General features: G+C 70.5%; 20 protein-coding genes. 9 read left to right on the plus strand and 11 right to left on the minus strand.

Going from position 1 to position 21,020, the window contains the following annotated elements:
- Positions 1 to 252 precede the first annotated feature (252 nt).
- From ACIBK4_RS37815 to ACIBK4_RS37825, 3 genes are all read left to right on the plus strand, one after another.
- Positions 253 to 858: a sulfite oxidase-like oxidoreductase gene (locus ACIBK4_RS37815; RefSeq protein ID WP_399002416.1), complete on the plus strand. Its 606-nt coding sequence runs from the start codon at positions 253 to 255 to the stop codon at positions 856 to 858.
- Positions 851 to 1,606 carry a ferredoxin reductase gene (locus ACIBK4_RS37820; protein WP_399002418.1) on the plus strand — a complete coding sequence of 252 codons (756 nt, stop codon included), beginning with the start codon at positions 851 to 853 and terminating at the stop codon, positions 1,604 to 1,606. Before ACIBK4_RS37815 ends, ACIBK4_RS37820 begins: the two co-directional genes overlap by 8 nt.
- 71 nt (positions 1,607 to 1,677) lie before the next feature.
- Complete coding sequence (locus ACIBK4_RS37825; RefSeq protein ID WP_399002420.1) at positions 1,678 to 2,352, plus strand: hypothetical protein; 675 nt, start codon at positions 1,678 to 1,680, stop codon at positions 2,350 to 2,352.
- 133 nt (positions 2,353 to 2,485) lie between these two features.
- Here the strand turns inward: ACIBK4_RS37825 and ACIBK4_RS37830 are convergent, their stop codons facing one another.
- Positions 2,486 to 3,844: an 8-oxoguanine deaminase gene (locus ACIBK4_RS37830; RefSeq protein ID WP_399002422.1), complete on the minus strand. Its 1,359-nt coding sequence runs from the start codon at positions 3,842 to 3,844 to the stop codon at positions 2,486 to 2,488.
- A 103-nt stretch (positions 3,845 to 3,947) separates the two neighbouring features.
- Between ACIBK4_RS37830 and ACIBK4_RS37835 the strand changes: the two genes are divergently transcribed.
- Positions 3,948 to 4,916 (plus strand): acetylxylan esterase, encoded by a 969-nt coding sequence (locus tag ACIBK4_RS37835; protein ID WP_399002424.1) that lies wholly within the window; start codon positions 3,948 to 3,950, stop codon positions 4,914 to 4,916.
- Between the two features lie 28 nt (positions 4,917 to 4,944).
- Here ACIBK4_RS37835 and ACIBK4_RS37840 read toward each other — a convergent pair whose 3' ends face one another.
- Together ACIBK4_RS37840 and ACIBK4_RS37845 are read right to left on the minus strand one after the other, a co-directional pair.
- The gene (locus ACIBK4_RS37840) at positions 4,945 to 5,865 is read right to left on the minus strand and encodes a hypothetical protein (RefSeq protein ID WP_399002426.1); all 921 of its coding nucleotides are present in this window, start codon (positions 5,863 to 5,865) and stop codon (positions 4,945 to 4,947) included.
- A gap of 9 nt (positions 5,866 to 5,874) precedes the next feature.
- Positions 5,875 to 6,333, minus strand: a complete 459-nt coding sequence (locus ACIBK4_RS37845) for a hypothetical protein (RefSeq protein WP_399002428.1) — start codon at positions 6,331 to 6,333, stop codon at positions 5,875 to 5,877.
- A 561-nt stretch (positions 6,334 to 6,894) separates the two neighbouring features.
- On the opposite strand from ACIBK4_RS37845, the gene ACIBK4_RS37850 reads away from it, so the two are divergent.
- The gene (locus tag ACIBK4_RS37850) at positions 6,895 to 8,061 is read left to right on the plus strand and encodes a serine hydrolase domain-containing protein (protein ID WP_399002429.1); all 1,167 of its coding nucleotides are present in this window, start codon (positions 6,895 to 6,897) and stop codon (positions 8,059 to 8,061) included.
- A 154-nt stretch (positions 8,062 to 8,215) separates the two neighbouring features.
- Positions 8,216 to 8,959 (plus strand): GntR family transcriptional regulator, encoded by a 744-nt coding sequence (locus ACIBK4_RS37855; RefSeq protein ID WP_399002430.1) that lies wholly within the window; start codon positions 8,216 to 8,218, stop codon positions 8,957 to 8,959.
- Between the two features lie 44 nt (positions 8,960 to 9,003).
- On the opposite strand, the gene helR is transcribed toward ACIBK4_RS37855, so the two are convergent.
- Both helR and ACIBK4_RS37865 read right to left on the minus strand, forming a co-directional pair.
- A complete protein-coding gene (helR, locus tag ACIBK4_RS37860; RefSeq protein ID WP_399002432.1) occupies positions 9,004 to 11,193 on the minus strand; it encodes an RNA polymerase recycling motor ATPase HelR in 2,190 nt (729 codons plus the stop codon).
- 95 nt (positions 11,194 to 11,288) lie between these two features.
- Positions 11,289 to 12,524, minus strand: a complete 1,236-nt coding sequence (locus ACIBK4_RS37865; RefSeq protein WP_399002434.1) for a glycosyltransferase — start codon at positions 12,522 to 12,524, stop codon at positions 11,289 to 11,291.
- A gap of 259 nt (positions 12,525 to 12,783) precedes the next feature.
- Here ACIBK4_RS37865 and ACIBK4_RS37870 point away from each other — a divergent pair, with 259 nt between their 5' ends.
- A complete protein-coding gene (locus ACIBK4_RS37870; protein ID WP_399002436.1) occupies positions 12,784 to 13,203 on the plus strand; it encodes a YciI family protein in 420 nt (139 codons plus the stop codon).
- Positions 13,200 to 14,348 (plus strand): RNA polymerase sigma factor, encoded by a 1,149-nt coding sequence (locus tag ACIBK4_RS37875; protein ID WP_399002439.1) that lies wholly within the window; start codon positions 13,200 to 13,202, stop codon positions 14,346 to 14,348. The genes ACIBK4_RS37870 and ACIBK4_RS37875 overlap by 4 nt, the downstream gene beginning before the upstream one ends.
- Before the next feature lie 39 nt (positions 14,349 to 14,387).
- Here the strand turns inward: ACIBK4_RS37875 and cynS are convergent, their stop codons facing one another.
- The 3 genes from cynS to ACIBK4_RS37890 all read right to left on the minus strand — a co-directional run bounded on the left by cynS (position 14,388) and on the right by ACIBK4_RS37890 (position 16,207).
- Positions 14,388 to 14,834, minus strand: coding sequence for a cyanase (gene cynS, locus ACIBK4_RS37880; protein ID WP_399002441.1), 447 nt, complete (start codon positions 14,832 to 14,834; stop codon positions 14,388 to 14,390).
- A gap of 81 nt (positions 14,835 to 14,915) precedes the next feature.
- Positions 14,916 to 15,638 carry a class I SAM-dependent methyltransferase gene (locus tag ACIBK4_RS37885; RefSeq protein WP_399002443.1) on the minus strand — a complete coding sequence of 241 codons (723 nt, stop codon included), beginning with the start codon at positions 15,636 to 15,638 and terminating at the stop codon, positions 14,916 to 14,918.
- A 5-nt stretch (positions 15,639 to 15,643) separates the two neighbouring features.
- Positions 15,644 to 16,207: a PadR family transcriptional regulator gene (locus ACIBK4_RS37890; RefSeq protein ID WP_399002445.1), complete on the minus strand. Its 564-nt coding sequence runs from the start codon at positions 16,205 to 16,207 to the stop codon at positions 15,644 to 15,646.
- A 70-nt stretch (positions 16,208 to 16,277) separates the two neighbouring features.
- Between ACIBK4_RS37890 and ACIBK4_RS37895 the strand changes: the two genes are divergently transcribed.
- A complete protein-coding gene (locus ACIBK4_RS37895; RefSeq protein WP_399002447.1) occupies positions 16,278 to 16,676 on the plus strand; it encodes a nuclear transport factor 2 family protein in 399 nt (132 codons plus the stop codon).
- 42 nt (positions 16,677 to 16,718) lie between these two features.
- Here the strand turns inward: ACIBK4_RS37895 and ACIBK4_RS37900 are convergent, their stop codons facing one another.
- The 3 genes from ACIBK4_RS37900 to hisD all read right to left on the minus strand — a co-directional run bounded on the left by ACIBK4_RS37900 (position 16,719) and on the right by hisD (position 21,013).
- Complete coding sequence (locus ACIBK4_RS37900; protein ID WP_399002449.1) at positions 16,719 to 18,647, minus strand: hypothetical protein; 1,929 nt, start codon at positions 18,645 to 18,647, stop codon at positions 16,719 to 16,721.
- 297 nt (positions 18,648 to 18,944) lie between these two features.
- Entirely contained in the window at positions 18,945 to 19,715 is a 771-nt protein-coding gene (locus tag ACIBK4_RS37905) for an SDR family NAD(P)-dependent oxidoreductase (protein WP_399002451.1), read from the minus strand.
- Complete coding sequence (gene hisD, locus ACIBK4_RS37910; RefSeq protein WP_399002453.1) at positions 19,712 to 21,013, minus strand: histidinol dehydrogenase; 1,302 nt, start codon at positions 21,011 to 21,013, stop codon at positions 19,712 to 19,714. The genes ACIBK4_RS37905 and hisD overlap by 4 nt, the downstream gene beginning before the upstream one ends.
- Between the last annotated feature and the right edge of the window lie 7 nt (positions 21,014 to 21,020).

Here is a 21,020-nt window from a genome sequence, read left to right on the forward strand (position 1 = left end):
CGCAGTCACCGGATCACCTGTGGTCACGACAACACCACGACCACCGGTTATCCGCACTCAAGCCGCACTGAAGACCAAGGTCGATCCCCGGACGGCTATTCCCTCGCACGCGGAGAGTTCATACGGCCGCAATGATCGTCGGTCCCCCTCGGACCTGGGCATACCTCGTGGCCGCGTACCGTTGAAACGAGAAACCACTGATCACGCTCGCCCGGCGGACCCGCGCCGCAGCGACCTGGAGGCTCCACCCGTATGCACGTCACCCGAGGTTTCACCGGACGCCCGCGCGTCCCCGACGCCGGCCTGCCGCCCGGTCAGTACGACGCGGGCGACGACTGGCCCGTCCTGTCCGCCGAGGTCACCCCCGACCTCGCGCCCGCCGACTGGACGTTCCGCGTCGACGGACTGGTGGAGCGGCCGCGCACCTGGAACTGGACGCAGGCGCACGAACTGCCCGCGTCGGCCTACGAGGGTGACATCCACTGTGTGACGAGCTGGTCGAAGTTCGGGGTGCGGTTCGGGGGCGTCTCGCTGGACGCGTTCTTCGAAGCCGTGCGGCCCCACGCGTCGGCCACCCACGTGGTCGCGTACTCGCACACCGGGTACACCACGAACCTCCCGCTCTCCGACGTGACCGGCGGCCGTGCCTGGATCGCGTGGGAGTACGACGGCGAGCCGCTGCCCGCCGAGCACGGCGGCCCCGCCCGGCTGCTGGTGCCGCACCTGTACTTCTGGAAGAGCGCCAAGTGGATCGCGGGCCTGCGTCTCCTCGACCACGACGAGCCCGGCTTCTGGGAGCAGAACGGCTATCACGCCCGGGGCAACCCCTGGGAGGAACAGCGGTACTCCGGTGACTGACACCTTCGCACCCATCACCAAGTTCGCGGTGCCGGGCCGTATCGCCGTGAGCAACCGCGCCGCCGCCGTGTGGCAGACCGCCACGCTCACGGAGATCCGCCGGGAGACCCCGCACGCGGCCACGTTCCGCTTCGCGGTGCCCGGCTGGGCGGGCCATCTCCCCGGCCAGCACCTGATGCTGCGGCTGCGCGCCGAGGACGGCTACGTGGCCCAGCGCCACTACTCGATCGCCTCCCACCCGGACGACGCCGGGCACGTGGAACTCACCCTGGACCACGTCGAGGGCGGCGAGGTCTCCGGATGGTTCCACACGGTGGCCCGGCCCGGTGACCAGGTCGAGGTCCGCGGCCCCCTGAGCGGCTTCTTCGCCTGGCCCGGCGACCGGCCCGCACTGCTGCTGGGCGCCGGCTCCGGGGTCGTACCGCTGATGTCGATGCTCCGGCAGCACCGGGCGCGGGACCTCTCCGTACCGCTGCGGCTGGTGGTGTCGGCGCGCAGTCCCGAGGAGTTGATCTACGCGCGGGAGTACGGCGCGGAGACCACGGCCGTCTTCACGCGCAGTGCGCCGGACGGTGTGCCGGTGGGACGTATGGCCGCCGCACACGTGGCCCCGCTCATGGCCGAGCAGCCCGCCGGTGGCTGGGAGGCCTATGTGTGCGGCTCCAACGGCTTCGCCGAGCATGCCTCACGACTGCTGGTCGAGGCGGGCCAGCCGGTCGACCGCATCCGCATCGAGCGCTTCGGCTGAGGATCACTCGCGGCTCCGGTTGAGAGAAGTACCTCGGAGGGGGTACGACTCTTGTGTGGACGCTCGCATGCGTGCGCGGTGTCGAGGCGGCGGCGGACCGGCCCCACAAGGGACTTCCGGCCTTACGGTTCCTCGGCTCCGGTGACGGCGAGGAGACCGACATGCGGACCCGGGTACGGAGTCGACGCCGACGGCGGAATCCGCTGCGGCGCCGGTCGGATGTCGTGGAGGCGTGGACGGCGCTGGCCGTCACCCTCCTGCTGTTCGTCGGCGCACCCCTGGTCGGCGCCGCCGCGGGCCTGTGGGCCCACGACCAGGCCAGGACCATCGCCGCGACCCAGCGCGCCGACCGCCACCGCGTCCACGCGAAGGTCATCGGCAACCCGCCCGCCCAGCTCCCCTCGGTCGAGGGAAACCGCCCGCGCACCTTCCCGGTGGCGGTGCGCTGGACGGAACCGGGCAAGGGCTCGCGTACGGCCACGGTCGCGGTCCCGGCCGACACGGGACGCGGTGACGTGGTGGCCGTATGGCTCGACGCCAAGGGCCACAGCGTCGCCCCGCCACCGGGCCAAGTGGCCGTCTGGCAGCACACGTTGACCGTCGGCGTGTGGACGACGGGCGGAGTGGTCGCCCTGGTTCTCCTCGTACGGGCGCTGACTCAACGGGTGGCGCTGCGGCACCGGTTGGACGAATGGGAACGGGACTGGGCACTGACGGAACCGCAGTGGACGCGACGGCGAGCGTGACGGACTCGATGTGACGGCGTCAGCCGCGCCCAGCTCTCGACCGCCCTCACACGCCAACAGTCCGTCCCCGCAAGGAAGTTGAGGCATCCCGCCTCACCCCACCCTCAGCCCCCGTCTCCCTACCCTTCCCCCTCTACACCGCCCCCTGCATCCGCCGAGCAACCCGCCCGTGATCCCGCAACACATCCCCCAACCCCGCCAGCACAGGCTCACCCCGCTCCACCAGCACCCGGCCGCCCACAATCGTCGTCCACGCCCGCGCAGGCCCACACCGCAGCCACGCCTCGACGGGATCACTCACCGCTCCGGCCAGCGCGACCTCGTGCAGATCCCAGACAACGAGGTCCGCACACGCCCCCGGCCGCAGATGCCCCAGCTCGTCAGCCCGCCCCAGACACCGAGCCGAACCCCGGGTGGCGATGTCGAGGGCATCCCGCGCGGTCATCGCACCGGGCCCGCCCCGATACCGCCCCAGCAGCAGCGCGCCCCGCGTCTCCATCCACAGCGAGGCGTGATCGGTGGACGCCGACCCGTCGCACCCGATGCCCACCGGCAGACCCAGCTCGCGCATCTCCTTCACCCGCGCCGTACCGCCCCCGATGAGCATGTTGGAGCTCGGGCAGTGCGCCACACCGACGCCCGCGGCGGCGAGGCGGCGCAGTTCGTCGTCGTTCGGGTAGATGCAGTGCGCGACCCACGTGCGGTCGCTCATCCACCCGGTGTCCTCGAAGTACTCGACGGGCCGACAGCCGTAGGTCTCCAGGCAGTACGTGTCCTCGTCGCGGTCCTCGGCGAGGTGCGTGTGCAGGCGTACGTCGTACCGCTCGGCGAGTTCCGCGGTCGCCGTCATCACGTCCTTGGTCACCGAGAACGGCGAGCAGGGGGCCAGCGCGACCCGGATCAACGCGCCCGGTTCCGGGTCGTGGTGGGCCTTGATCAAGCGCTCGCTGTCGGCCAGCACCTCGTCCGTGCTCTGCGTGACGCTCCTCGGCGGCAGTCCCCCGTCCTCGACGGAACGGGTCATCGAACCGCGCGTCGCGTGGAAGCGGAAGCCGATGTCGCGGGCCGCGCGGATCTCGGCGTCGACCAGATACGGGCGCGGATGCACATACAGGTGGTCGGAGGACGTGGTGCAGCCGCCCATGAGGAGTTCCGCCATGCCGACGTACGCCGACACGTACGCGGCCTCCTCGTCGAGGCTCGCCCACAGCGGGTAGAGCGTGGTCAGCCAGTCGAAGAGGGTGCCGTTGACGGCGGGGGCGTAGGAGCGGGTGAGGTTCTGGTAGATGTGATGGTGCGTGTTGATCAGGCCGGGGGTGACCAGGCGCCCGACGGCGGAGACGGTCTCACGCGCCTCGGGCTCGGCTCCTCCCGCGCCGACAGCGGTGACCCGACCACCCGTGACGGCGACCCAGCCGCCCGGGATCTCCCGCTCACCGTCCACGACGAGCAGTTCGGCGTCCTTGACCAGCAGATCCACGGCAGACGACATGCGGACATGGTAGACGCGGGGCGCCGCACGAGCCTGGCGAGTCCTCCGATGTCACACGTACGGTGTGATCATCCGCACTCACCCTGCGCAAAGGCGGTCACCGATGGCCCTGTTCGACCTTCCGCTCGACGAACTCCGTGAGTACCGCAGCGATTCCGCCGAGCCCGAGGACTTCGACGCCTTCTGGTCGAAGACCCTCCGGGAGACCCGCGAGCACGATCTGGACGCCCGCTTCGAACCGGTCGACACGGGACTGTCCACGGTGCGGGTGTACGACGTGACGTTCGCCGGGTTCGGCGGTCACCCGGTGAAGGGCTGGCTGCGGCTGCCGGCCGACGCGGCCCAACCCCTGCCGCTGGTCGTGGAGTTCGTGGGCTACGGCGGCGGGCGGGGCCTCCCCCACGAGCACCTGCTGTGGGCCTCGACGGGCCGCGCGCACTTCATCATGGACACACGCGGGCAGGGCAGTGCGTGGGGCGGCGGCGGTGGCACCCCGGACCCGGTGGGCGGCGCGCCCGCGTATCCCGGCTTCATGACCCGGGGCATCGACGCCCCCGAGAACTACTACTACCGCCGGGTGTTCGCGGACGGCGTGCGAGCCGTCGAGGCGGCCCGTTCGCACCCGCTGGTCGATCCGGCGCGCACGGTGGCCCTCGGCGCGAGCCAGGGCGGCGGCATCACCATCGCCGTCGGCGGGCTGGTCGGCGACCTGGCGGGGATCGCGCCGGACGTGCCGTTCCTGTGCGACTTCCCGCGCGCCGCGCGCCTCACGGACCGTCATCCGTACCGCGAGATCGGCAGCTACCTCAAGACCCATCGCGGCCGCACGGACGACGTCCTGCGCACGCTCTCGTACTTCGACGGCGTCCACTTCGCGTCCCGGGGCCGCGCCCCCGCCCTCTTCTCGGCGGGCCTGGAGGACCAGACCTGCCCGCCCTCGACGGTGTTCGCCGCGTTCAACGCGTGGGCGCACGAGGACAAGAAGATCGAGATCTACGACTTCAACGACCATGAGGGCGGCGGCCCTTACCAGGAGGCGGCCAAGCTGGAGTGGCTGCGGTCGTACGTCTGAGGGGTGCGTCGTGCTCGGCCCGGGCAGGTCATGGATAGACGTATTCCACGCGGATGCCGCTCTGTTCGGGCAGCACGATGACATCGGGGTGGTCGTACGTCCATCCGCTGGGGATCAGGAAGAGCTTCCCGTCGGAGTAGGCGACGAGTTTGAGTCCCTCGTAACGGAAGCGGTACGCACCCGGGGTGCGGAACGTGGTGGGACGGACACCGGGGAGACCGTCCAGCCGCAGGTTCTTGTCGCTGAACACGGTCACGCTGACGCGCTGGCCAAGGTTGGCCACAAGGTTCTCGGCGGCTCCCCGGCCCTGGATCTCGGCGAAGGTGCCGGCCGTCCAGAAGAGCAGGACGACGACCAGCCCGAGGACGTAAAGGCTCGTCGAGGCGCTCCACAGCACCCACCGGGACGCCGGAGAACCCTCGTCATCCCCGCCAGAGGTGTCGTCGGAGTCCGGGCTCTCGTGCGTTCTCGACCACAGCGCGCCACCCCAACAGGCCAGCAGGATCCCGACGGTGAGCGAGGCGGGGAGCCCCAGTTCCCACCACCCCGGAGAAAGTCTGAGGAACGCCCAGGTGCCGAGCGGAACCGTCGCGACGCACGACACCAGTCCCAGACACAGTCGGCCGCGGAATCTCCTGCTGTCCGTGCACAGGCCCACCAGCACGGGATCGGCGATCCGCCAGACCAGAGCGACGCCAACGGCGATCAGCAGCGGATCGAAGAGTGCGGGAATGCTGCTGAGCACATATCTCTGGGCGGAGGAATTGAGCTGGCTCTCCGCGTAGCCGAGATAATCGGCGAACGCCTGGTTCCGCTTCCAGCCGAAATAGAACAGCAGCGCCGCGAGAAGTGACACCTGCGCGGCGACGGCTGCTCCCGCCTGGAGAACGAAGGACCTGATGGACACGGAGCCACGCGGTGCGGGCTGCGGTGGTCCGGGAGTGCTCATGGGCGGCGGCTAGCAACCGCTGTAGGGGCCGGTCTCGCCCGTGGCGATCTGGAAGTTCGCGTCCGGGTGGGCGCGGTGCAGGGTCACGAGTTCCTGGAGCAGGAGATATCCGTTCCGTCCTTCGCACCCTCCGTCCGTCACTCCCCCGGCGGCGGAGAGTGCGTCATAGGCGTCCTGCGCGGAATTCCAGTCCGCGGCGCCGTCGGCGGTGATGGCGGGGCAGGCCGCGCGCAGACCTCGCAGCAGAACACCCAGGCCGTCCTGTGCCTGTTCGTCCTGGATCTGATCGCACTCCGCGTCGACGAGGTGCGTGTACCAGTCCAGGGAGAATTCCCGCACTGCGGCGCCCGAGGGAGCCTGGCCGCTCTCCTCGGAGCTGGATTCGTCCGAGCTGCTCTCGACCGGCGAGGACGGCGAGGTCGAGGACTGGGTCGGCTCTGAAGTCGGTCCGAAACCCGGCCAGCTCACGCCTATGCGAGGTCTTGTCTTCGCCGTGGTGGGGACTGGTGTCTCAGGTCCGGGCCTCGGCCCGCCGGTGCCCGGGGAGTGGGCTCCGGTCGTGGTCGTCCCAGCCGACAGGGCACTGCCCGCGGTACCCACTGTCTCCGAAGAGCCCGCGGAAGACCGGTTCTGCGCCGGGGTTCCACAACTGAGGGTGGTCGCCAGCGCAGCCGCCGCGATCACATACAAAGAGCGCCGTAAATGCGTAATCCCCGTCATCGTTCTTCCCCCTCCCGGCAGCACTCGGCCGACCGGTAGCAGGATTATGCGCCTGCCCCTGGGGCCGAGGAAGGGAAACGCCGAAAACGGGCACCTCGGGCACAACGGTTCGGCTTCCTCCGTTAGTTCGGGATACAGGTGAGGTGGGTGTTTCCCGGCGAAACTCCACGGTATTGGAGCCCGGTTTACCGACGTCCCGGTCGCAGCACCTCGCGTCGCACACCTTTCCCCCAGTCCGACCAGTCGGTACGTTCGGGGGCCCGGGCCGCAGCGTCGCGGCCCGGACGTCCGGCACACCACGGAGGCCCCATGTCCGAGCACCAGCCAGCCGTCGACGGCCACTGCGACCCGCGCTTCTCGGCGGTCCGCACCGCGTTCGAGGAGAACTTCCGGGACCGCGACGAACTGGGCGCCGCCGTGACCGTCACCGTCGGCGGCGAGACCGTGGTCGATCTCTGGGGCGGCTGGGCCGACGCGGCCCGCACCCGCCCCTGGGAGCAGGACACCCTGGTCAACGTCTGGTCGACGACGAAGGGCCCGGTGGCCCTGTGCGCCCACATCCTCGCCGACCGCGGCCTGCTCGACTTCGACGCCCCGGTGGCCACGTACTGGCCGGAGTTCGCCGCCGCCGGCAAGGAGAACGTCCTCGTACGACACCTGCTCTCGCACCGCGCGGGACTGGCCGGCCTGCGCGAGCCGCACTGCCTCGCGCAGCTCTACGACTGGGAGTTGACCACCGCGCGGCTCGCGGCCATGGAGCCCTGGTGGGAGCCGGGGACGCGGTCCGGGTACCACGCGATCACCTACGGCTTCCTCGTCGGCGAAGTCGTGCGCCGCGTCTCGGGGTTGCTCCCGAGCGCCTTCCTGGAGCGGGAGGTCACCGGCCCGCTCGGCATCGACTTCACCATCGGACTGCCGGAGAAGGAGTCCGGCCGGGCGGCCGAGTTGGTGCAACCCCCCGCCACGTCGACAAGTGAACAGGCCGCGATCTTCAGCCAGTTGGCGCCCGCGGCCATCGCCGCGCTGACCAACCCGGTTGTGGGCACGGCCGACGCCAACACCCCGGAGTGGCGCGCCGCGGAGATCCCGGCCGCGAACGGCCACGGCACGGCACGCGCCGTGGCCGCGATCTACGGTGTCTTCGCCGGACGCGGCTCCTACAACGGCCACCGTGTCCTCTCTCCCGAGGCGGCCGAGCGGGTGCGCGAGGGGCAGGGCAGCTGCCGCGACCTGGTACTGGGCCCGAGTCTCGGCAGCGACACGGAGATCGGGCTCGGCCTGTGGCTCAGCGGCCCGAACGGCGCGTACGGCCCCGACCCGAGGGCTTTCGGACACGACGGCTTCGGCGGCTCCTTCGGTCTGGCCGACCCGGATGCGGGGGTGTCGGTGGGCTATGTGCCGAACCGGATGGGGCCTCATATCGCCGACGACCCGCGGAAGATGACCCTGATCGAGGCCGTGTACAGCGCCCTGTGAGCGGTGATCGGCGCGGGTCGGTTTCGGCCTAACTGCCCTGCCGCTCTTCCCTGGTGGTTTAGACCAATGCTAGATCTGGTCGCGCAACGAGCCCGCACGGCTACGAATCGTCACCAGTTCTGCCCTCAGTCTTGTCACCAACAGGAGGCGCGGCATGGCCCGCACCACCCCCCACGACCACCCGACCGCCGACGACCAGCCCCTCTACGGCAAGGTCGCCACCCAACTGCTCGGCGAACTCCACGACGGCACCATCCCGCCCGGTGAACGCCTGCCCGGAGAACGGCAGTTGGCCGAACACTTCCAGGTCAGCCGGGAGACCATACGGCAGGCATTGGAGGTGCTGCGCAGGGAAGGGCTGGTCTCCACCGACCGGCGCGGCAGCCACGCCACCCTGACCGGACACCCCGTCGAGAACCCGTCCTCCCTCACCTTCCCGGTCGGCGCTCGCAGCCCGGAACCGTCCGGCTTCGACCGGGCCACCGTCACCTGGGAGACTCCCCCGCCCGACCACGCCGAGGCCCTGGGCATCGCCCCGCACCGCCCGACGCTGGTGCACCACTACACGTCCGCGGCGGCCGACGGCAGCGGACTGCGGACGGCCGTCACGTCCTTCTCGGCGGTGGCGCTGGCCGAGGTGGAGGAACTGGCCCGCTACCGCGACCGCGCCGACGGCTCCGCCTCCGCCCAACTCCGGCGCGCCTACGACTGGATGCGCCGAGCCGGTCTGACCCTGCACCACCGGGACGCCATCACCCAGGTCGCGAACGCGCCCTCGGTACGGGTGACCCGCCGCGTGCACGACCAGTACGCCCGCCCGCTGGAGATCACCGACCTCGTCGTGGAGGCCCAACAGGACGCCCTGATCTACGAGTTCACCCTTCCTGCGGCGGGCTGAGCCCGGTGCGCGGCGGGTTCGGACCCGCCGCGCACCGGCCGTTGTCAGGAGCTCGTGAGGACGACGAGCCGCTGGGTCGCCCGGGTCATCGCCACATAGTGGTCGACGGCTCCCTCGATGCCCTCGCCGAACTTCTCCGGGTCGATGAGGACGACCAGGTCGAACTCAAGTCCCTTGGACAGCACGGGAGTCAGCGCCCGGACGCGGGGCCTCGCCCGGAAGATGCCCGCGTCCATCTCGGCCGTACCGATGACACAGCCGATCCCGTCCGCGTGCTCGGCGAGCCAGGTGTCCAGGACCAACTCCAGGTCCGCGGTGGATCCGTGGACGACGGGAATGCCGCTGCTACGGATCGAGGTCGGCACATTGGCGTCCGGGAGCACGGCACGGATGACCGGCTCGGCCTCCGTCATGATCTCTTCCGGGGTGCGGTAATTGACGGTCAGAGAAGCGAGGTTGACGCGGTCGAGGCCGATCCGCTTCAGCCGTTCCTGCCACGACTCCGTGAACCCGTGCCGAGCCTGGGCCCGGTCACCGACGATGGTGAAGCTCCGGGACGGGCAGCGCAGCAGCAGCATCTGCCATTCCGCGTCGGTCAGTTCCTGGGCCTCGTCCACGACGATGTGCGCGAACGGCCCGGCGAGCAGGTCGGGTTCGCTGCCGGGCTGGGCGGCCTCGTCGACGAGGGCGTCCCGTACGTCCTGTCCGTGGAGCATCCCCATCGCGCCTTCGCTCTCGTCGATCTCGACGTTCTGCAGCAGGCTGTCGATGACGTCGGTCCGGCGCGCGTGTTCGGCGGCGACGGCGGCTTCCTGCCGGCGCTTGCGGCGCGCCGCCTCCGGGTCGCCGAGCCGCTGCCGTGCCGCGTCCAGCAGCGGCAGGTCGGACACGGTCCAGGCCTGGGCGTCCGCGCGCTGCAGCCGCTGAACCTCGTCGCGGCTCAGTGAGGGGGCGCACTTGCGCAGGTAGGCCGGTACCGTCCACAGGTCTCCGACGAGGTCGGCCGCTTCGAGCAGCGGCCACGCCTGGTTGAAGGTCGTGAGCAGTTCCCTGTTCTGCCGCAGCGACCGGCGGAGCAGCTCGGGCGAGACCGCGCCGTCCTCCGCCGAGGCCGAGTCGTCGTGCTTGTCCACCAGGATCGTGAGCAGCTCCTGCCAGACGTGCTCACGCGCCTCGTTGTGCGGAACACCGGGTTCCGCCGCATCGAACGCCACGGCCCAGTCCTCGGCGCTGAGCCGGATGTCGGACCAGTGGGTCTTGACGGTCATCCCCTGGCTGGGCGGCTCCTCGTAGAACCTGACGGCCGGCTCGATCGCCCGCACCAACCGCACGGACGACTTCAGCCGGGCCACCTCCGGATCGGTCTCCACGACCGCTGCGGCGCCCTCCGCGACGAGGTCCCGCAGGATGCAGGTCTGCACACCCTCCTCGCCGAGGCTGGGCAGGACGTCGGCGACGTAGTCCAGGTAGGGCCGGTGCGGGCCGACGAACAGGACGCCGCCCCTGCGGTGGCCGAGGCGCGGGTCGGAGTAGAGGAGGTAGGCGGAGCGGTGCAGGGCGACGACGGTCTTGCCGGTGCCCGGCCCGCCGTCGACGACGAGGGCGCCTCGGGAACCGGCGCGGATGATGGCGTCCTGGTCGACCTGGATGGTGCCGAGCACGTCCCGCATCCGGCCCGAGCGGTTGCCGCCGAGGCTGGCGATGAACGCGGACTGGTCGTCGAGGGCCGCGTGGCCGACGAAGCCGTCCGCGGTGAACACCTCGTCCCAGTAGTCGCTGATCCGGCCGCGCGTCCAGCGGTACCTGCGGCGGCTCGCCAGACCCATCGGGTTGGCGTGGGTGGCGCCGAAGAACGGCTCGGCCGCGGGTGAGCGCCAGTCGAGCAGCAGGCGTCGGCCCGTGCTGTCGGTGAGACCGAGCCGCCCGATGTACACGGGCTCGGAGGTGTCGGCGTCCACCATGTGGCCCAGACACAGGTCCAGGCCGAAGCGGCGTAGTGCGCGCAGCCGTGTGGTCAGCCGGTGGATCTCCGTGTCCCGGTCCATCGCCGCCCGGCCGATGCCGCCGGGCGCCCTGCGCTCGGCGTCGAGGCGCTCGGTCAGTTCCGCGATCGACTGGTCGAGGCACTCCGCGATCGCGGCGAAGTGCCGCTCGTCGGCGGAGATCAGCGCCGGGTCGGCCTTGGCGGAGAGCCGGTCGGGAAGGTCGAAGGCGCTGGTGGTCAGGGGGTTCACGGCATCAATTCCGATCTGCGGTCGCTCACGGCCCGGCGTGCGGCTGGGTGTGAGGACCGGTGCGTGCGGTTTCTCGTGTGCTCGGTTCGGCAGGGTCACGCGTGCGTGGACCTGCCTTCCCCGCCGACCGTGTCGAGGAGCATCTTCGCGGCCACTGTCGTCCCGTCGGTGCGGAGCAGGCCGGCCACTCTCCGTGCCCGGGTCCGGATCTCGGGGGCCAGGACGGTGGTGAGCGCGGCCGACAGGGAGTCGTAGGTCGGCGTCGGACCGTCGTGCGCCACACCGATGCCCAGCTCGGCCACCCGCGCCGCCCAGTATGGCTGGTCCACGATCTGCGGCACGACCACCTGAGGCACTCCGGACAGCGTGGCCGCCGTCGTGGTGCCCGCACCGCCGTGGTGTACGACCGTGGCCACCCTGCCGAACAGCGCCTGGTGATTGACCTCGCCCACGACGAAGCAGTCGTCCCGATCGTCGACCGGAGCCAGCCCCGCCCAACCGCGGGCGAGAACGACACGTCGGCCCTGCGCCCGCACCGCTTCGACGGCGTCCCGGGCCATGTCGGGCGAGGTACGCAGTGCCATGCTGCCGAAGCCCACGTACACCGGTGGCTCGCCCGCCGTCAGGAACGCCTCCAGGTCCGCCGGGAGCGGCCGCTCGTCGGGCAGGATCCACGGTCCGGTCACCACGAGGTCGAGATCCGTCTGATCCTGCCACGGGAACAGGTCCGGGTCCGAGGCCAGCCACGGCCGCTCGGTGAACGCGTGGTCGCGGACGTTGTCCACCGGCGGCAGGCCGATCGCCGCCCGGTGCCGGTTCTCGGCCTCGCGGTAGAGGGCGTTCACGCGCTGGGCGTCCTCGTCCCACAGCACCTTGATGTCGGTCTCGTCCGGCGAGGACTGATGGCCTGGCCGCGCCAGCGGCCGGTGCTTCGACGAGGGCAGCCCGGCCGTGTGGAAGCAGGCAAACACGTAGCGGATGCCCAGTTTCTCGGCCACCGAGCGGGCACCGGTCGGCATCAGGCCGCTCGCCAGCAGCACGTCGCACCCCTCGGCCGCCGGCAGCAGCGTCTCGTACCGGGCGGCGACCAGCTCGGGCGCGAGCTGAAACGCGGTCGCCGCCGACGGCGGCCTTGCCCCGGTCACCACCGAGCGCACTGTCGGGCCGAGCGGCACCAGCGGCACACCGGCCCTGTCCAGCAGTTCCACGAACTCCTCGTCCGGCGGGGCGGCGACGCTTACCTCCGCGCCGAGTTCCACCAGTCGGGCGGCGAGTCCCGCGATGGGTTCGACATCCCCGCGCGATCCCCACGTCGTCAACAACACACGCATTCCGCGACTCCCGTTTCCGCAGGTCATGCCCTCAGGCCGGACATTCTGCGGCACGACGGGGGCCTTGCCGCAAGCCCCCCGGTGCGCTATACGTTAAGAAGGGAAGAGGAGTGAGTACGCCTCCCTTTCCGCCCTCCCTCCCCCTTCGTGAAACTCGCGGCGAAGAAAATCCGCCGTCGATGTCGAGAACCCGCGCCCGGCTCCGTCCCCGAGGTGAACGCGACCACAATGGGTCGCACCAGCACCGAGGAGAACGACGATGGCCAAGTACCTGCTCCTGAAGCACTACCGCGGCGCCCCCGCCGCCGTGAACGACGTTCCCATGGACCAGTGGACGCCCGAGGAGATCTCCGCCCACGTGCAGTACATGAACGACTTCGCGGCCCGGCTGGAGAAGACCGGAGAGTTCGTCGACAGCCAGGCGCTCTCCCCCGAGGGGACCTTCGTCCGCTACGACGGCGAGGGACGCCCGCCGGTCACCGACGGCCCGTTCGCCGAGACCAAGGACGTCATCGCCGGCTGGATGGTGATCGACGTCGACACCTACGAGCGCGCGGTGGAGCTGGCCGGTGAGCTGTCGGCCGCCCCGGGGGCCGGCGGCAAGCCGATCCACGAGTGGCTGGAGCTGCGGCCGTTCCTGGGCGTGCACTCCACCACCACGGAGTGCGCTTTCAAGTGAACGAGGTCCTGCTGAGGAGCCTCACGCCGAGTGTGCTCGGCATCCTCGTCCGCCGCGGAGCAGACTTCGCGGCGGCCGAGGACGCCGTACAGGAGGCGCTGGTCGAGGCGGTGCGGGTCTGGCCGGACGATCCGCCGCGGGATCCGAAGGGCTGGCTGGTCACCGTGGCCTGGCGGCGGTTCCTCGACGCGACGCGGGCGGACACCGCCCGCCGTAGACGTGAGGACCGGCTCGACGAGGAGCCGGCGCCCGGCCCCGCGCCCGCGGCGGACGACACGCTCCAGCTCTACTTCCTGTGCGCCCACCCGTCGTTGACGCCGTCATCGGCGGTCGCGCTGACGTTGCGCGCCGTCGGCGGGCTCACCACCCGGCAGATCGCGCAGGCCTGTCTCGTGCCCGAGGCGACGATGGCGCAGCGGATCAGCCGGGCCAAGCGCACCGTCTCCGGGGTGCGGTTCGACCAGCCCGGCGATGTCGCGACCGTGCTGCGCGTGCTCTACCTGGTCTTCAACGAGGGCTACTCCGGTGACGTCGACCTCGCCGCCGAGGCGATCCGGCTCACCCGGCAACTCGCCGCCGCGATCGACCACCCCGAGGTCGCGGGCCTGCTCGCGCTCATGCTGCTGCACCATGCCCGGCGCGCCGCCCGGACCGCGCCCGACGGCAGCCTCGTCCCGCTCGCCGAGCAGGACCGCACGCGGTGGGACACCTCGGCTATCGCCGAGGGCGTCGCGATCCTCCAAGTCGCCCTCGCCCGCGACCGGTTGGGCGAGTTCCAGGCGCAGGCGGCGATCGCGGCCCTGCACGCGGACGCGCCCACCGCCGAGGAGACGGACTGGGTGCAGATCGTCGAGTGGTACGACGAACTCGTGCGCCTGACCGACAACCCGGTCGTGCTCCTCAACCGCGCGGTCGCCGTGGGCGAGGCGGACGGCCCACGCGCAGGCCTGGCCGCGCTCGCTCCGCTGGACGACTCGCTGCCCCGGTACACCGCGGTGGCGGCCTACCTCCACGAACGCGACGGCGACCTGAAGACGGCGGCCCGGCTGTACGCGGAGGCCGCGCGCAAGGCACCCAACCTCGCCGAGCGCGACCATCTCACCCGCCAGGCGGCCCGGCTCAACTCCGGCCGGAGCCGCCGCTGACCGCAACCACCAAGCCGCATCGGTGAGTTCGGGCCCCGGTCACTCCCACTGGTACTGCAGATACTTGCCGTCGAGGGTGATGACGACCCGGTCACCGGCGGGGTCGGGCACGCGGGTCACGTCGAGACGGAAGTTGATGGCGCTCATGATGCCGTCGCCGCACTGCTCGTGGATCAGTTCCTTGATGGTGGGGCCGTAGACCTGGACGACCTCGTAGAGCCGGTAGATCGTGGGGTCGACGGGTACGGCCGCGTCCAACGCGCCCCGGGTGGGCTGGAGTTGGAAGGCGGTGACCGCGTCCTCGCCGAGTTCGAGGAGGGCGGCGGCGGTGGTCGCCTCGTCCTTGCTCATGGGGTGCTGGCCCAGGAGGGCCGCCGTGGTCCACGCGAGCGGTCGGCCCACGGCCTCCGCCAACTGGGCCCATGTGACACCGGTCTTCACCTTCGCCTGGCGGACGGCCTCGCCGGCTTCACCCTTGCTGAGCATGCACAACTCCGTTCCCGGACAGCACTCTGGCCCCCACACCGTTCAGCGTAGGAGATCGTCCAAGCCGGGACAATGGCGAGATCACCGGCGCCGCGCCACGACCATCCGCACCCGGGGGCTGCCGTCGCCCCGGCGCCCGAACTCGGGCAGGGCGTGGAGATCGACGTCGAATCCGGCCCGCTCCAACTCCGGTCGCACGAACCCGAGTTGGAAGTCCCGGTAGTACATGACGAACGGCGGTCGCCAGACGGCGTTGCGCACCTTCATCACCGCGTCGAAGCCGGACAGCATCCAGTACGCGGGGGAGGTCGAGCGGGGCGGCGCGAGAACGGGGAAGGCGAAGCAGCCGCCGGGCCGCAGCACGGAGTGGACCTGCTCGAACAGCCCCGGCAGCTCGCGGGGCAGGAAGTGCCCGAACGCCCCGAAGCTCACCGCCAGATCGAAGGCGGGCGCGAACGGCAGGGCACGGGCGTCGCCGCGCACCCACGAGACACGCGGACCTACGGCCCGGGGGCGCGCCCTCGCGACGTCGAGCATGCCGGCGCTGAAGTCGACGCCGGTGATGCTCACTTGGCACACCTTCGCCAGCACGTCGACGCCCGCGCCGGTGCCGCAGCACAGGTCGAGTCCGTCGTCGAAGGGGCCGATGCGGCGCAGCGTCGTGGCGACCGCGTCGAGCAGCGGGGCCGGTGTGCGGAACGGGGTGTGGTCGAACTTGGGCGCGAGGAGGTCGTAGCCGTGCTCGACGGACGACAGGGCCTGGACGGCGAGTTCGCGCAGACTGGGGCCTTCGGGGCTGAACATCCGGGTCAGCCTAGGGCAACCCGCTGCTTCAGGATCACGAGAACGCGCTCGCACCAGCGCAGGTTCTCCTCCTCGAAGGTGATCCCGGCCATGAGCGTGAGATACGGCCCGACGCGCTCGGCGTCCCGGAGATACTCCTCCTCGGTCCGGCCGGCGAGGAGTCGGTCCCGGACGCGCTCGTAGCGGTCGAGCTTGCCGCGCGACCACGACCTGCGTTCCTCGATCAGTTCGCGGGTGACGGCGGGGTCGGTGCCGTCCATGGCCTGGATCTTGATGAGGAGTTCGTCGCGGATGGCGGTCGGACGCCGGGGCGGCTCGGCGGCGAAGGTGTCCAGGTCGCGGCGGCCGGCCTCGGTGAGCGTGAACATCCTTTTGTTGGGCCTGCGTTCCTGCTGTACGACCCGTGCCTCGATCAGTCCGTCCTGCGCGAGGCGCTCCAGTTCGCGGTAGAGCTGCTGCGGTGTCGCGGGCCAGAAGTTCGCCAGCGACACGTCGAACACCTTCGCCAGCTCGTAGCCCGAGGCCTCGCCTTCCAGGAGGGCCGCGAGGACCGCGTACTTGAGGGACATGTGGACACGCTAACAGCCGTTGATTAGTCTCATCCACACCTACTCAACTAATTGACTATGAGGTGAGCCGATGCGAGCGTTCCGTGAGGCGGTCGAGGCGCAGGACATGGACGCCGTCGAGGCGCTGCTGGCCCAGGACGTGGTCTTCACCAGCCCGGTCGTGTTCAAGCCGTACCCGGGCAAGGTGATCACCGCGGCCATCCTGCACGGGGTGGCGCGGGTCTTCGAGGACTTCCGGTACGTCCGGGAGATCGGCGACCCGGACGGCAGCGACAGCGCGCTGATGTTCGCCGCGCGGGTCGGCGACCGGGAGCTGACCGGCTGCGACTTCATCCATGTCAATGAGGAGGGCCTGATCGACGAACTGACGGTCATGGTGCGGCCGTTGTCGGGGGCGCAGGCCCTCCAGGCGGCCATGGGCGCGCAGTTCGAGCAGATCGCGAAGGAGGCGGAGGCGCGGCTCGCGTGAGGCCCGGTGCCTGAGCCCCGAGCGGCGCGCCTCCGCCGTCGCTCACGCCACGGTCAGCGTGAGCGCGCCCGTGTAGGTCCGGCCCGGCGTGATGGCCGTGGCCGTCCCGTCGACCGTCAGCGTGACCCGCTTGCCCCGGGGCGCCTTGACGGTCGCGTCGGCGGCGAGCGCGAGCCGGGTCAGGTACGAGGTGCCGGTGACCGTCCACGTCGAGCCGCTGTCCAGCCGCACGATCGCGCCGTTGTTGACGGCGGCCTGCGCGGTGTTGGTGACGATGCCGAGCTCGTAGAAGGTCGAGGCGTCGATGCTGGAGACGCGATGCTTGGCCTTCGTCGCCGAGATGATCCCCTCGACACTCGCGCTCTCGAAGGTGAGGACCATGTTCTTGCCCGTGCGCATGCCGTTGTAGAAGTCGCCCTTCACTTCAATGGAGTTGAAGGTGGCGGCACCGTCCGTGGCGTGCACGGCGGTCGGGTCGAAGCTCGCGTCCTTCGCCGGGTCGCCGGTGGGCTCGGTGTAGACGCCGATGTTCATCATCTTGCCGTTGACGTTGACCGGGCCCGGGTCGTCCAGCTCGATCATCTGGAGGATGATCCCGTCGCGCGGGTTGAGCCGGGCGCCCTGTGAGCCGTCGACGCTGATCGTGGTCTGCTGGCCCTTGTTGAGGAAGGTCGCCCGGTCGGAGTTGATCACCGTGCCGCCGTCGAGGGTGAGTTGGCCGGCGCCGAAGAACATGTAGCCGAAGTGCCCGGAGTTCACGACGGTGTTGCGCACCGGGATCGACGCCAACTCGGCTTTGGACAGCCCGAGTTCCAGCTCCGTGTTGAGCGCGGAGACGGCGGCCCTGGTGCTGTCGCCGTAGTGCACGACTGCCGCCGGGCCCGCGATGATGGTCGCGTAGCTGCCGACGTCGAGCCGGGAGCCGAGCACCCGCACGGTGGCGTCGCCGATGGCGTAGGTGCCGTAGCCGTACTCCCCCGTGTTGCCGAAGTGGCTGTTGATCGCGGTCAGTTTGAGCCCGCTGCCGCCCTCGACCGACAGGGCGCCCCAAGTCTCCGAGAACACGGTCGAGTTGAGGTAGGTGGCCTTGCTGTTCTTGCCGATGAGGTTGGTGGCGCGGACGTTGCCGTCGAGGCCGAGCATCCAGGGCACGGACTCCATGTACGGGGTTTCCACGGTGGCTTGGTAGTCGGCGGGCAGGACGCCGTTGCGGGCGCGGAGGACGGAGTCCTTGACGATGACGTTGGCGCCGTCGTTGGCGATGACGGCGGTGCGGACGACGCCCTTGTTGTCGATCCGGGCGCCGTCCACGACGAGCGTGGTCGCGGAACCGTCGCCGACGACGGCGGCGCCGTAGCCCGCGAAGTCACAACGGCCGTTGCCCGTAAGGGATATGGAAGGCCGGTCGAGTGTGTAGATGGCGTCCTGGACGTACACGCCGTCGAAGCACTCGCCGGTCGAGGTGATCGACACGTTCTTGGCGTAGGCGTCGGTCAGCTTGCCGCCGAGGACGGCCGCGAGGACGGACTTGTCCTTGACCACACCGTCGCCGTCGACGTAGACCGCCTGCCGGAAGGGGAAGGTGAGCGTCTCGTACGTCACCTCGTTGGCCGCTGTGACGGTCAGGACGACATCGCCCCGGTAGGTGCCTGCCTGGACCAGGGTGGCCGTTCCCCCGGTGGCGGTGAGCAGTTGGCCGGTCTCCACTCCGTCGACGGTCAGGGAGAGACTGGAGCCGTCCGGGGCGACGATCTTGCCGCCGTCGGCGATCGACAGCTCGCTCACGCGGGTGGTCGCGGAGACCGTGTACGTCTCACCGGATGCGACCGAGATCCGCGTGCCCGACGTCCGCGTGGTCTTCGGGGACTTGAGGGCCGTCGGCGCGGCGGTGGCGGAGACCGCCGGCACCAGTACGGCGCCGGCCGTGGCGGTACCGGCGATCAGGACCGAGCGTCGGGTGATCAGCGTCATTGCTTGCCTTCCCAGGGATCGATGCGCCGTCGCGCAGTGTGACCGGCCGGCCGTCGAACGCGGGATGCGGACGGGCCCGGCGGAGGCACCGAAGGTGCGCACGAGGGAGTGAATCAGCCCTGGGAACAAGGGAACAGGCGGGTGGCACACACATACGGGAGTCCGATGCCTCGGATCACGCCGACCATTTCATGGCGGTCACACAGAGTCGTCATAGCGGGCGGCCGAACCTGAACACGCCGGTGAGGCGGGCGACTTGCCGGTCGTCCACCTCACCGTTTCGCCCGCGATTCGCCGCTACGCCGGGGCGATCATCCCTGCCGACAGGTCGATGTCGGCCCCGCACAGGCCGGGCATCGCGAGCATCGCCACGAGCGCCTGCGCGACCTCGTGCTCCTCGACGAGCCGGCCGAGCGCTGCCCGAGAGGCGAAGTCGCGCTCGGCCTCGGCGACCGTGCAGCCGGTCAGCTCGGCGGTGAGCCGGAAGTTGCGGTCCATGCGCGGGCCCCGAACCGGGCCCGGGGAAAGGGAGTTGACCGCGATCCCCTGCGGGCCGACCTCCCCGGCGAGCGTCCGGGTCAGGCCGAGCAGCGCCATCTTGGAGGCGGTGTACGGCGTCCGGTTGAGCAGCGGGCGCTTCCCGCTGACCGAGGCCACGTTGACGATGTCACCGCGCCCGGCCGCGAGCATCGGCGGCAGGAAGGCCCGGCACATCAGATAGACGCCCCGGACGTTGGCGGCGAACACGTCGTCCCACTCGTCCGGCTCGATGTCGACCAACGGCCGTACGGGACCGGCGACTCCGGCGTTGTTGACGAGCAACGACACGTCCTCGTCGGCGAGTTCGCCGACCAGGGCACGGACAGCAAGTGGATCGGAGACATCGCAGGAGGCCGTGCGAGCCTGTCCGCCGTCCTTCACCACCCGTGCCGCCGCCTCCGCGAGCGCCGCCTCGTTGCGACCGACGAGGATCACCCGGGCACCGGCGTCCGCGAGGGCCAGCGCGAACGCGCGGCCCAACGGTCCCCCGCCGCCGGTGACGAGTGCCGTACGGCCTTCCAGGGTCACGGGGTGTTCCAGGGCAGCTCGTCACCGGCGGCCTTCGCAGCCCGTACGTCACCTGAACGCGCATGTCCCTCGAACAGCTCGACGCGGGCCGCCCGTCCGCACAACCGGCCGAGCAGCGCCTGGGAGTCGGTGTCGGTGACCTCCTGATAGGTCACCGTCTTGAGGTACTTCCCCACCCACAGGCCGCCGGTGTAGCGCGCGGCACCACGTGTGGGCAGCACATGGTTCGTGCCGATGACCTTGTCGCCGAACGACACACAGGTGCCCTCGCCGAGGAACAGGGCGCCGTACTGGGTCATCCGCTCCAGCGCGAGGCGCGGTTCGGCGGTCAGCACCTCCACGTGCTCGAAGGCGAACTCGTCGGCGAGGGCGTACAACTCGTCGAGGGTGTCGACGACATGGACCTGTCCGTGGTCGCGCCACGCGGGCTCGGCGAAGTCGCGGGTGGGCATGCCGGGCAGGAGACGTTCCACCTCGGCGATGGTCTTCTCGGCGACCTCGCGGGAGGTGGTGATGAGGACGGCCGGGGAGTCGGGCCCGTGCTCAGCCTGCGAAAGCAGGTCTACGGCACACACGAACGGGTCCGCCTCGTCGTCGGCGAGTACCAGGATCTCGGTCGGCCCGGCGAACAGGTCGATGCCGATCTCCCCGAACAACTGCCGCTTGGCTTCGGCGACATAGGCGTTGCCGGGCCCGGCGATCAGGTTGACGGGCCGCATCGTGTCGGTGCCGACGGACATGGCGGCCACGGCCTGCACCCCGCCGAGCAGCCAGATCTCGTCGGCGCCGGCGAGATGCATCGCGGCGACGGTGGCGGCCGGGATCTCCCCGTGGATGGGCGGCGTGCAGGCGACGACCCGGGGGACGCCCGCGACCTTGGCGGTGACGATGGTCATGTGGGCGGAGGCGGTGAGCGGGTAGCGGCCACCGGGGATGTACGCGCCCGCCGCCTGCACCGGGATGTGCTTCTGCCCGAGCTTCACTCCCGGCAGGGTCTCCACCTCGAACTCCCGCAAGGAGTCGAGCTGGTGGCGCGCGAAGGTGCGCACCTGCTCCTGGACGAAACGGATGTCGTCGATGACCTGTTGCGGCACCGACGCGACGATCTTCTCGACCTCCTCGTCCGTCAGCCGGAAGGAGTCGGGGCTCCACTTGTCGAACTTCTCGGAGTAGGCGCGCACCGCCTCGTCACCGCGCTCACGGATGTCCGCGATGACGCCGGTCACGGTCTCACGCACCTGGGCGAGCGAGGCGGACACCTCTGACTTGGGCACGGCGTGCTTCAGGATCGTTGCCACAACTGCG

Origin of the sequence: Streptomyces sp. NPDC050528 (genome assembly GCF_044457795.1) — a bacterium.
Taxonomy (GTDB): domain Bacteria; phylum Actinomycetota; class Actinomycetes; order Streptomycetales; family Streptomycetaceae; genus Streptomyces.